The sequence below is a fragment of the Streptomyces sp. NPDC040432 genome, from assembly GCF_055595445.1.
The window spans coordinates 342,176-354,631 of the sequence record NZ_JBVIVP010000002.1 but is presented as its reverse complement, the minus strand read 5'-3'; the positions used below and the strand labels follow the sequence as shown (position 1 = coordinate 354,631).

General features: G+C 69.0%; 8 protein-coding genes. All 8 read left to right on the top strand.

The genetic code is table 11. The features are described from left to right. The first annotated feature begins 322 nt into the window (after nt 1-322). A complete protein-coding gene (locus tag ACZ58N_RS05285) occupies nt 323-2,749 on the top strand; it encodes an ABC transporter family substrate-binding protein (RefSeq protein WP_471155829.1) in 2,427 nt (808 codons plus the stop codon). Nucleotides 2,750-3,103: 354 nt separating this feature from the next. Then, entirely contained in the window at nt 3,104-5,008 is a 1,905-nt protein-coding gene (typA, locus tag ACZ58N_RS05280) for a translational GTPase TypA (RefSeq protein ID WP_471155826.1), read from the top strand. Nucleotides 5,009-5,584: 576 nt separating this feature from the next. Beyond that, on the top strand, nt 5,585-7,204 hold the full coding sequence (locus ACZ58N_RS05275) for a peptide ABC transporter substrate-binding protein (RefSeq protein ID WP_471155824.1): 1,620 nt from the start codon (nt 5,585-5,587) through the stop codon (nt 7,202-7,204). Between the two features lie 92 nt (nt 7,205-7,296). Beyond that, nucleotides 7,297-8,241, top strand: a complete 945-nt coding sequence (locus ACZ58N_RS05270; protein ID WP_471155822.1) for an ABC transporter permease — start codon at nt 7,297-7,299, stop codon at nt 8,239-8,241. Then, complete coding sequence (locus ACZ58N_RS05265) at nt 8,234-9,202, top strand: ABC transporter permease (RefSeq protein WP_471155819.1); 969 nt, start codon at nt 8,234-8,236, stop codon at nt 9,200-9,202. The genes ACZ58N_RS05270 and ACZ58N_RS05265 overlap by 8 nt, the downstream gene beginning before the upstream one ends. A gap of 13 nt (nt 9,203-9,215) precedes the next feature. Further along, complete coding sequence (locus ACZ58N_RS05260) at nt 9,216-10,274, top strand: ABC transporter ATP-binding protein (protein WP_471155816.1); 1,059 nt, start codon at nt 9,216-9,218, stop codon at nt 10,272-10,274. Continuing rightward, nucleotides 10,267-11,313 (top strand): ABC transporter ATP-binding protein, encoded by a 1,047-nt coding sequence (locus tag ACZ58N_RS05255; RefSeq protein ID WP_471155813.1) that lies wholly within the window; start codon nt 10,267-10,269, stop codon nt 11,311-11,313. The genes ACZ58N_RS05260 and ACZ58N_RS05255 overlap by 8 nt, the downstream gene beginning before the upstream one ends. 144 nt (nt 11,314-11,457) lie before the next feature. Next, nucleotides 11,458-12,396, top strand: coding sequence for a GNAT family N-acetyltransferase (locus tag ACZ58N_RS05250; RefSeq protein WP_471155810.1), 939 nt, complete (start codon nt 11,458-11,460; stop codon nt 12,394-12,396). Nucleotides 12,397-12,456: the final 60 nt, after the last annotated feature.

Below are 12,456 nucleotides of genomic sequence, written 5' to 3'. Positions count from 1 at the left end.
GCTCATGGGCGCCTGCGAGTGTCACCCCTCCCGTCCCCGGTTGTGAAGAGACGTGCGGCGATTGCGGGCGCGCAGGCCGAAACACGCGCCCCTCCCGCCCCCTCGCCGTCCCCCGTACGGGGGAACGGCGGTCCGCGTCGCACGCCGGATTGGTCCGCCCGGGTGGGGTTCGCGGCGTGGCGCGGTCCGGCTCCGGGGCGCCCGGGGGGCTGTCTATTTCAGTGGGTTTCGACACCAGTGTGATCAGCTCCATATACCGCCGAACGTGATCTTGACCCCCACTTTTCGTGTCCCATCACGCCCCGCTCCGGAGGTACCACCCATGTCCCAGCGAACGCGCAGGTCCTTGGCGCTCCTGACCTCGGGAGTCCTCGCACTGCCGCTCCTCGCGGGCTGCGGCGCGGGCGACGAGGAAGGCGGACGGGCCGCCGCGGGTCCGGACATCGCGGCGACAGCCCGCGACCGCGTCACGGACGGCGGCGTGCTGCGCTGGGCCGTGGACAGCCTGCCGGACACGCTGAACACGTTCCAGGCCGACGCGGACGCCACCACCTCCCGCATCGCCGGCGCGGTCCTGCCGCACCTCTTCGTCCTGGACGGCAAGGGCCGGCCCGTGGCCAATCCCGACTACCTGGAGAAGGCCGAGGTCGTCGAGCGCGAGCCCAAGCAGGTCGTCCTCTACAAGCTGCACCAGCAGGCGGTCTGGAGCGACGGCCGGGAGATCGGGGCCGCCGACTTCGTGGCCCAGTGGCGGGCCCTGAACGGCAAGGACTCGGCCTACTGGACGGCCCGCAACGCGGGCTACGACCGGATCGAGAAGATCGAGAAGGGCAAGACCGACCTGGAGGTCAAGGTCACCTTCTCCAAGCCGTACACGGACTGGCGCTCCCTGTTCAGCCCGCTGTACCCGAAGCAGGTCACCGGCACCCCGGACGCCTTCAACGAGGGGGCCCGCGGCACCCTCAAGGTCACCGCCGGACCCTTCTCCCTCGGAGCGATCGACAAGAAGACCGGCACCGCCGCCCTGACCCGCAACCCGCGCTGGTGGGGGCAGCCGGCGAAGCTGGACACCCTCGTGCTGACGGCGGTGCCCCGCGCGCAGCGACCGGCCGCACTGGCCGCCGGGAGGATCGACCTCGGGGAGATCGACCGGGCGGGCGCCGACCGGATCGCCCTCGCCCACCGCGACGCCGGGCGCGCGCACGGCGCGAACGGGGCGCACGGCCCCGGCGCGGCACTGACGCCCGCGCAGGCCACCCTGTCCTGGGCGCTGGCCCACGGCGCGGACGAGGGCAAGGCCAGGGAGGAGCAGGAACTGCGGCAGAAGAACGCCGACGCCGTCAAGAAGTACGCCGACGAGCAGGCCGCCCTGCGCACCTTCGCCGTCCGCAAGTCGCTGGAGCCCGCCTACACCCAGCTCGCCATGAACGGCGCCTCCGGCCCGCTGGCCGACGAGCGCGTGCGGCGCGCCGTGGCCCGCGCCCTGGACCGCAAGGCGCTGGCCGAGATCGTGCTCAAGCCGCTCGGACTGCCCGCCGAACCCGTCGGGAGCCACCTCGCCCTCGCCGGGCAGCAGGCGTACGCCGACAACAGCGACGCCCTCGGGGGCCGCGACCCGAAGGCCTCCCAGGCGCTCCTCGCCGACGCCGGATGGCGCCGGGGCGGCCGACTGACCGAGCCCGCCGGCACCAAGGCGGGCCCGGAGGGCTCCGGACAGGACGACTCGAAGACCCCCTCGGCGGCCGCGGGCCCGGGCACCGGCAACGACGGCCTCTACATCGTGGGCCAGGAGGACGGCCGCAACGGCGACCTGCGCTCCGCGTCCGCCCGGCTGACCGCCCGCACCGGAGCCCTGCCCGGCCGCCCGGCAGCCGCGGGCGAGCACGAGGGCGAGCGCGGTCAGGACGCCCTGCCGCCGCTCCCGGACGGGTCCGCGTACGGCCTCGACGGGGAGATCGTCGACGCCGACGCCTTCCTGCCGGGCGGACCCGGAGCGGACCGGCCCGCCGCCGCCCTGGCGCCGGCCTCTCTCGCCGCCCAGCAGGAGGACGTCCTGCTGGCGCAGGCCGAGGCCGTCGACGACGGCAAGCGCGCCGAGGCCGCGGCGGACGAGGACGACGCCAAGGAGCCTGCGGAGGCCAGCCCCGCCCCCGCACCCGTCAAGCAGACGGCCCGCACCTCCGGCACCATGCTCGCCAAGGACGGCAAGCAGCTCACCCTGCGCTTCGTGCTCCCCGCCGGACCGGGTTCCGAGGCCCTGCGCTCGGTCGGCGAGCGGATCTCCCGGATGCTCAAGGAGATCGGCGTCGGCACCGAGATCACCAAGGTCGCGGACGAGAGCTTCTTCAAGGACCACATCGCCTCGGGCCAGTACGACCTGGCCCTCTACTCCTGGCCGGCCACGGCCTACCCGGCCACCGACGCCCGGCCCATCTTCGCCAAGCCGGAGCCGGCCGCGGACGGCTCGCTGCTCGTCGAACAGAACTACACCCGCGTCGGCACCGACCACATCGACCAGCTGTTCGACGAGGCGCTCGGGGAGCTCGACGAGAAGCAGGCCCGCGAGCTGATGCGCAAGGCGGACGCCCGCATCTGGGCCGCCGCCGGATCCGTCCCGCTGTACCAGCGCCCCGAGCTGGTGGCGGCCAAGCCCGGTCTCGTCAACGCCGGCGCCTTCGGCCTCGGAGCGCCCCGCTTCCAGGACATCGGATGGAAGAAGGCCGTCCAGGTGAAGGACAAGAAGAAGTAGCGGGGGACGGCGGGCGAACCGCCGGAGGAGAAGTGGTGACAAACGGGTGCGGTACCGGGTGACCCGCGCCTCACAAGCTCAGAAGTGACTCAAGTCCCTTGCCCGTCGGAGGACCCGGCGGGCAAGGTCGTGCATACCCGTTGACCCGCATGAACACTGGCTCCACGGACGGCCGGGACTCCCCACCCCACGCCCGGTCGTCCTCGCTCGTCCGGCCTCTTGACAGACCCCCCGGCAGGCGGTTCCCGCCATCCGACGTACGATGGGGTAAGGCCGTGGCAGGTTTTCGCCCGGTCGAGGCGCGCGTGCCAGGCCGTACGCGACGCCATCCACGATCCCGGGAGAAGCGCCGAAGTGCCCACGCGCCACGACATCCGTAACGTCGCCATCGTCGCCCACGTCGACCATGGCAAGACGACCATCGTCGATGCCATGCTCAAGCAGGCCGGTGCCTTCGCCGCCCACCAGCACCTCGACGACCGCATGATGGACTCGAACGACCTGGAGCGTGAGAAGGGCATCACGATCCTCGCCAAGAACACGGCGGTGAAGTACCACCCCAAGTCCGGCGGGGCGCCCATCACGATCAACATCATCGACACCCCCGGCCACGCCGACTTCGGTGGTGAGGTCGAGCGCGGTCTGTCCATGGTGGACGCGGTCGTCCTGCTGGTGGACGCCTCCGAGGGTCCGCTGCCCCAGACCCGTTTCGTCCTGCGCAAGGCCCTGCAGGCGAACATGCCGGTCATCCTCTGCATCAACAAGACGGACCGCCCGGACTCCCGGATCGACGAGGTCGTCAACGACACGTACGACCTGTTCCTGGACCTGGACGCCACCGAGGAGCAGATCGAGTTCCCGATCGTCTACGCCTGCGGCCGTGACGGCATCGCCTCGCTGACCAAGCCGGAGGACGGCACCGTCCCCGCGGACAGCGACAGCCTGGAGCCGTTCTTCTCCACCATCCTGGAGCACGTCCCCGCCCCGGTGTACGACGACGAGGCGCCGCTCCAGGCCCACGTCACCAACCTGGACGCCGACAACTTCCTCGGCCGCATCGCGCTGGTCCGTGTCGAGCAGGGCGAGCTGCGCAAGGGTCAGACCGTCACCTGGATCAAGCGTGACGGCACCATGTCGAACGTCCGCATCACCGAGCTGATGATGACCGAGGCGCTCACCCGCAAGCCGGCCGAGGTGGCGGGCCCGGGCGACATCTGTGCCGTCGCCGGTTTCCCCGACATCATGATCGGCGAGACCCTGGCCGACCCGGAGAACCCGATCGCGCTCCCGCTGATCTCGGTCGACGAGCCGGCGATCTCCATGACCATCGGTACGAACACCTCCCCGATGGTCGGCCGCGGCGGCAGCGGCAAGGGCGCGGACGCCAAGTCCGCGGTCAAGGACCGCAAGGTCACCGCCCGCCAGGTCAAGGACCGTCTGGACCGCGAGCTGATCGGTAACGTCTCGCTCCGCGTCCTCGACACCGAGCGTCCCGACGCCTGGGAGGTCCAGGGCCGCGGTGAGCTCGCGCTCGCCATCCTGGTCGAGCAGATGCGCCGCGAGGGCTTCGAGCTGACCATCGGCAAGCCGCAGGTGGTCACGCAGGAGATCGACGGCAAGGTGCACGAGCCGGTAGAGCGCATGACGGTCGACGTCCCCGAGGAGCACATGGGCGCGGTCACGCAGCTCATGGGCGTCCGCAAGGGCCGCATGGACAACATGTCGAACCACGGCTCCGGCTGGGTGCGCATGGAGTTCGTCGTTCCGTCGCGCGGTCTCATCGGCTTCCGCACGGAGTTCCTCACGAACACCCGCGGCACGGGCATCGCCCACTCGATCCACGAGGGCCACGAGCCGTGGTTCGGCCAGCTGGTCACCCGTAACAACGGTTCCCTGGTCGCCGACCGCGCCGGTTCGGTCACGCCGTTCGCGATGATCAACCTTCAGGAGCGCGGCGTCCTGTTCACCGAGCCCGGCACCGAGGTGTACGAGGGCATGATCGTCGGCGAGAACTCGCGCTCCGACGACATGGACGTGAACATCACCAAGGAGAAGAAGCTCACCAACATGCGTGCGGCTTCGGCGGACAACACCGAGAACGTGGTGCCGCCGCGCAAGCTCTCCCTGGAGCAGTCCCTGGAGTTCTGCCGCGACGACGAGTGCGTCGAGGTGACCCCGGAGGCCGTCCGCATCCGCAAGGTCGTCCTGGACCAGAAGGACCGCTCGCGCACCGCTTCGCGCGCCAAGTCCGGCAAGTAGTACCGCCGCGCCCGACAGTTGGGGGCTCACGCCTCCCGACCGGCGGGCGCGCGGGTCCGGTTGGCACCGGACCACCCGTTCGACCCCGTCGCAACCCGAGAGGGTTTCGAGGGTGCTGCCGTACCGTCATCGCGGTACCGCAGCGGGAGCGCGGCCATCCGATCGACTGTCGAAAAGTCGTACGGCTGGAAACGGCCCCTCCTCCCGCCGAGCAGGCGGGAGGAGGGGCCGTTCGCGTTTGTCAAGCGGATTGTTGCGTTCTGGTGTCCGCATTCCGACCGTGACACTCCGGAAGGTGGGCTAACAGTCCGTTTCGCACGTGTCTGTCTCATATCCGTTTGTCCGGATATCGGGTTTTCGCCATGCGGTGATGTTGTGAAAACGAGACCACTTAAGTGTGGTTTACGGTCTGGGCGTCCCTGAGGATGGCTCCATTGAGCTCGGGTCAATGGGTCACACGCTGTGGGGAGCGTCGACTCACGAGCACACACGATGGGACCGGATTTCGCTGTCAGGGGTGTCAGCGGAGCCGGGTCCTTCACGAATCGACAGTGACTCCTGAGGAGGCAATTACCCATGCGCGGAGCAACGAGCGCCAAGTGGGTCGCGGGTGCCGTCATCGTGGCGATGGCCGCCACGGCTTGCAGCACCAGCAAGGACAACGCGGGCGGCGAGGGCGGCAACATCACCGTGCTGCTCGGCGAGCCGCAGCACGGCCTGGTGGGTCAGAACACCGCCGAGTCCGAGGGCGCCGAGGTCCTCAACGCGCTCTTCACCGGTCTGGTCGACTACGACAACAAGACCAACGAGCCGAAGCTCGCGGTCGCGGAGTCCATCGACACCACGGACTCGAAGACCTGGACCATCAAGATCAAGGACGGCTACACCTTCCACAACGGCGAGAAGGTCGACGCCCAGTCGTTCGTCCGCGCCTGGAACTGGGGTGCCAACCAGGACAACGCGGCCGAGGGCCTGCCGTTCTTCTCGAAGATCGAGGGCTCCGACGAGCTCGCGCCGGGCAAGGACAAGAAGCCCACCTCCAAGGAGCTCAAGGGCCTGAAGGTCGTTGACGAGAAGACCTTCACCGTCACGCTGAAGGAAGCCTTCTCCCAGTTCAAGACCATGCTGGGCTACAACGCCTTCTACCCGCTGCCCAAGGCGTTCGAGGCCGACCCGAAGAAGTTCGGCGAGGCCCCGATCGGCAACGGCGCCTTCCAGATGGACGGCGCCTGGGAGCACAACAAGCAGATCAAGGTCAAGCGGTACGACAAGTACCCGGCCGAGGGTCGCGCCAAGCTCGCCGGCGTCACCTTCAAGATCTACGACAACCTGGACACGGCGTACAACGACCTGCGCGCCGACAACCTCCAGATCGTCGACAAGCTCCCGATCTCCGCGATGGCCAACGTCTCGCAGGAGTTCGGCGACCGCTACCTGTACAAGCCCGAGTCGGGCGTCGGCTACCTCGGTCTCCCGCTGGAGCAGAACCCCGAGGCGTACGGCAAGGTGGAGATCCGTCAGGCCATCTCCATGGCCATCGACCGGGACGCCATCACGAAGACCATCTTCAACGGCACCCGCAAGCCGGCCGACGACTTCATCAGCCCGATCATCCCGGGCTACCGCAAGGGCGCCCTGGGCGAGGTCGGCACGTACAACCCGACCAAGGCCAAGGAACTCTGGACCAAGGCCGGCGGTGTCCCCGGCAACAAGATGGAGCTCGGCTACAACGCCGACGGCGGCCACAAGGAGTGGATCGAGGCCGTCGCGAACCAGCTGAAGGCCAACCTCGGCGTCGACGTCACCACCAAGCCGTACGCCAAGTTCGGTGAGCTGCTGGACGACCTGGGTGCCTCGAAGTACAAGGGCGCCTTCCGCATGGCGTGGTCCATGGACTACCCGGCGGCGGAGAACTACCTCCGTCCGATCTTCTCGAAGGTCGCGATCGAGAACGGCTCCAACTACGGCCACTACAAGAACGACGAGTTCGAGACGCTGATGGCGGAGGCCGACAAGGCCACCGACCCGGCCGAGGGCCTGAAGCTGTACCAGAAGGCCGATGACATCATCATCCGCGACCTTCCGTACATCCCGGTCTTCACCTACATGTCTTCTTCGGCCTACTCCAAGTCCGTGAAGAACGTTCAGGTCGACGCCCAGGGCCGCATGGACCTGGCGAACGTCGAACTCAACTAACACCCCTCTTCACTTAGGGGAACCCGGGGGCGGGCAGGCGGAGGCAGGTCTCCGCCTGCCTGCCCTTTCCCCCTGTTCTTGCTGGAGGTCTGATGGGCCGCTACCTCATCCGCCGACTCATACAGGCGATCCCTGTCCTGATCGGTGCCACGTTCCTCATCTACTGGCTGGCGTTCAAACTCCCCGGTGACCCGATCCAGGCACTCGCCGGAGAGAAGAAGGCCGACCCGATCGTCGCGGCGATGCTTCGCGAGAAGTACCACCTCGACGACTCGTTCCTGTCGCAGTACTGGAACTACATAACCAACCTGTTCCAGGGCAACTTCGGCGAGACCCTGACCGGACGCTCCGTCTGGGACAAGATCACCGAAGCCTTCCCGTACACGTTGAACCTCGCGATCGTCGCGTTCATCATCGAGGCCGTCGTCGGCGTCACCGCCGGCATCATGGCCGCCCTGCGCCGGGGCAAGTTCCTCGACCAGCTCGTCCTGCTCTCCACCCTGCTCGTCATCTCGGTCCCGGTCTTCGTGAGCGGGTTCGTCCTCCAGCTGACGCTGGGCGTGCAGCTCAAGAACAGCTGGGGCATCGACTTCTTCTCCGTCTCCTTCAACGAGAACGACGGCATCCGCGCCTACCTCCTCCCGGCGCTGGTACTCGCCTCGACCTCGCTCGCGTACGTGGCCCGACTGACCCGTACGTCGATGATGGAGACCATGCGCTCGGACTACGTGCGCACCGCGACCGCGAAGGGTCTGCCCCGTCGCCGCGTCGTCGTGAACCACGGTCTGCGCAACGCCCTCATCCCGATCGTCACCTTCCTCGGCGCCGACCTCGGAGCCCTGATGGGCGGCGCGGTCATCACCGAGAAGATCTTCAACATCCACGGTGTCGGCGGTCTGTTGGCCGAGTCGGTGTACCGCAAGGAGGGCACCGTGATCGTGGGCGTCGTCTCGCTCCTGATCATCGTGTACCTCGTCGCCAACCTGATCGTGGACCTGCTCTACGCAGTGCTCGACCCGAGGATCCGCTATGCGTGACACAACTACGGTGGGGGATGAGTTGACCGACACCCAGACCGCCGAAGCTCCCTCCGCGAGCGGACCGGCAGCGGGCAAGCCCGGCCACGGCAAGCCGAAGAAGGAGCGCGAGGCCAGCCTCTGGTCCGACGCCGTCTCCGACCTCCGGCGCAACCCGATCTTCCTGATCGGTGGCTTCCTCGTCCTCGTCCTGCTCGTGCTCTCCGCGGTCCCGCAGTGGTTCACGCCCGGCAGCCCCTTCGAGGCCGGCGCGTGCAAGCTGCAGGACTCGCTCAAGAAGCCGAGCGCCGAGCACTGGTTCGGCTTCGACGTCCAGGGCTGCGACGTCTACACGCGTACCGTGTGGGCCGCCCGCAACTCGATCATCGTCGGCATCGTCACGACCACGCTGGTGGTCGTCGTCGGTGGCGCGCTCGGCCTCATCGCCGGCTGGATCGGTGGCATCGTCGACAGCGTCCTGTCCCGCTTCACCGAGATCTTCTTCGCCATCCCGCTGCTCCTCGGCGGCATGCTGATCATGTCGGGTCTCGGCAAGGGCAACGCCTGGACGGTCTCCGTCGTACTGGCCACCCTGGGCTGGCCGCAGATCTTCCGCATCATGCGTTCCTCGGTGCTGCAGAACAAGAACAACGACTACGTCGTCGCCGCCCGCGCGCTGGGCGCCGGCACGATGCGCATCACGCTGCGGCACATCCTGCCGAACGCGATCGCGCCCGTCATCGTGGTCGGTGCGATCAGCCTCGGCGTGTACATCGGCGCGGAGTCCGCGCTGTCGTACCTCGGCATCGGCGTCCAGCCGCCCGGCATCTCCTGGGGCCTGATGGTCAGCGACGCCTCCGTCCGCTGGCTCCAGGCACCTCACGTGCTCCTCTTCCCGGCCGTCGCGCTGAGCATCACCGTGCTCGCGTTCATCATGGTCGGCGACGCGGTGCGCGACGCCCTCGACCCGAAGCTGCGCTGAGGAAGGGCGTACGTTGACCATCATCGACAAGACCTCGAACGTCCCCGCGCCCCGCTCGGCGCCGGAGGGCACCACCCCCCTACTGGACGTGCGTAACCTGCACGTCGAGTTCCACACCCGCGACGGCGTCGCCAAGGCCGTCAACGGCGTCTCGTACTCGGTGAACGCCGGCGAGACCCTCGCCGTCCTCGGCGAGTCCGGCTCGGGCAAGTCCGTGACGGCGCAGGCCATCATGGGCATCCTCGACATGCCCCCCGGCAAGATCCCGCAGGGCGAGATCCTGTTCCAGGGAACCGACCTGCTCAAGCTGTCGACCGAGGAGTTCCGCAAGGTCCGCGGCTCGAAGATCGCCATGATCTTCCAGGACGCGCTGTCCTCGCTGAACCCCGTGCACACCGTCGGCGCCCAGCTCGGCGAGATGTTCCGGGTGCACCGCGGCATGTCCAAGAAGGACTCGACGGCCAAGGCCGTCGAGCTCATGGACCGGGTGAAGATCCCCGCCGCCAAGGCGCGCGTGGGGGACTACCCGCACCAGTTCTCCGGCGGCATGCGCCAGCGCATCATGATCGCCATGGCGATGGCCCTGGAACCCGACCTGATCATCGCCGACGAGCCGACCACGGCCCTCGACGTGACGGTCCAGGCCCAGGTCATGGACCTCCTCGCGGAACTCCAGCGCGAGATGAACATGGGCCTGATCCTGATCACCCACGACCTCGGCGTCGTCGCCGACGTCGCGGACAAGATCGCCGTCATGTACGGCGGTCGGATCGTCGAGAACGCCCCGGTCCACGAGATCTACAAGCGCCCCGCGCACCCGTACACCCGCGGCCTGCTCGACTCGATCCCGCGCCTGGACCAGAAGGGCCAGGAGCTCTACGCGATCAAGGGCCTGCCGCCCAACCTGCTCGCCATCCCCTCGGGCTGCGCCTTCAACCCGCGCTGCCCCAAGGCTCAGGACATCTGCCGCACGGAGGTCCCCGTGCTGCACCAGGTGACCGAGCAGGACGGCACCGAGCTGCCCGGCCGCGGCAGCGCGTGCCACTTCTGGAAGGAGCAGATCCATGGCTGACCTCACCAAGCCCAAGGGCGAGCCGATCCTTCAGGTGCGCAACCTGGTCAAGCACTTCCCGCTGACCCAGGGCATCCTGTTCAAGAAGCAGGTCGGCGCGGTCAAGGCCGTGGACGGCGTCTCCTTCGACCTGTACCAGGGCGAGACCCTCGGCATCGTCGGCGAGTCCGGCTGCGGCAAGTCCACCGTCGCCAAGCTGCTGATGAGCCTGGAGAAGGCCACCGCCGGCGAGGTCTTCTACAAGGGCCAGGACATCACCCGGCTGTCCGGCAAGGCCCTCAAGGCCGTCCGCCGCAACATCCAGATGGTGTTCCAGGACCCGTACACCTCGCTCAACCCGCGCATGACGGTCGGCGACATCATCGGCGAGCCCTTCGAGATCCACCCCGAGGTGGCTCCCAAGGGCGACCGGCGCCGCAAGGTCCAGGAGCTCCTGGACGTCGTGGGTCTGAACCCGGAGTACATCAACCGCTACCCGCACCAATTCTCCGGCGGCCAGCGCCAGCGCATCGGCATCGCCCGCGGCCTCGCGCTCAACCCGGAGATCATCATCTGCGACGAGCCGGTCTCCGCGCTCGACGTGTCGGTGCAGGCGCAGGTCATCAACCTGATGGGCAAGCTGCAGGACGAGTTCAACCTGTCCTACGTGTTCATCGCGCACGACCTCTCGATCGTCCGGCACATCTCGGACCGCGTGGGCGTCATGTACCTGGGCAAGATGGCCGAGATCGGCTCCGACGCCGAGATCTACGAGCACCCCACCCACCCGTACACGCAGGCACTGCTGTCCGCCGTGCCCGTGCCGGACCCGGAGGTCCGTGAGGACCGCGACCGGATCATCCTCACCGGTGACGTGCCCTCGCCGGCCAACCCGCCGTCGGGCTGCCGCTTCCGCACCCGCTGCTGGAAGGCCGAGGCGCGCTGCGCCGAGGAGGAGCCGCTGCTCGCGATCCCGACCCGGTTCACGGGCGTGGCCACCCCGGCCGCGCACGAGTCGGCGTGCCACTTCGCGGAGGAGCGGGCGGTCCTGCCCGTCTGATCCCCCGCCTCGGCCACGGCCGTACGACGCCCAGGGCGCCCGGCACCGGAAACCTCCGGTCCGGGCGCCCCGGCGCGTTCGGGGTCCGTCGCCGTGGGGCAAAGCCGGTTGCGGCGTGCCCCCGGCGGCGTCGAGAGTGGGCGGATGACCGACTTGCTGACCGTCCGTCCGGCGGGGCCCGGGGACGCGTCCGACATCTGCGCCCTGCTCAACGCCGTCGACGTCATCGAGATCGGCAGACCCGAGACGGACCTGGGCACGGTCGAGGCCGATCTGAACCACCCCGACGTGGACCTGGCCTCCGACTCCTGGCTCGCGTTCCGCGGCGGCCGGCTCGTCGCCTACGCCCTGGTGTGGGCCGACTCCGGTCCGGGCCGCGTCGACGGCGACCACTACGTCCTGCCCGGCGAGGACGAGGCCGCCCTGCGACTGCTGACGCTGATGGAGGCCCGGGCGGCCACCCTCGCGGCCGGGGCCCCGCAGGCCCGCCTGCGGATCCAGCTCAACGTGAGGCCCACCCTCGACCTCGGCCTGCTCGTCCGGCGCGGCTACCGCGCGATCCGCCGGTACCAGGTGATGACCCGCGCCCTCGCCCCGGACACGGACCTGCCGCCCACCCCACCGGCCGGGCTCGCGCTGCGCGACTGCGCCGCCGACGAGGCCGACCGGCGCCGGGCCCACGCCCTCGTCGAGGAGACCTTCGCCGCGCACTTCGGACACGTGGAGCGGGCGTACGAACCCTGGCTGGACCACCTCGACGCCCGCGCACTCGACTGGTCGCTGGTGTGGATCGCCTCGCTGCCCGCCGAGGGCGACGTCGGCGTGCTCCTCACCCGGGACGACCGCACCAGCATGGGCTGGCTCAGCCACATCGGCGTACGGGCCGACCTCCGCGGTCGCGGCATCGGCGGCCACCTGCTGCGCCACGGCTTCGCCGCCTACGCGGCCCGCGGCCGGCGCACCGTGGGCCTTGGGGTCGACACCCACAACGAGACGGGCGCGCTCGCGCTGTACGAGGCGCACGGCATGGCGCTGCACTACGCGGTCGACACCTGGGAGCTGCCCATGCACCCACAGGGGTGACAGCGGCGGGACGTGCGGGTGCAATCGGCCGAACGGGAGTGTAGGGGGCCGTGCGGACGG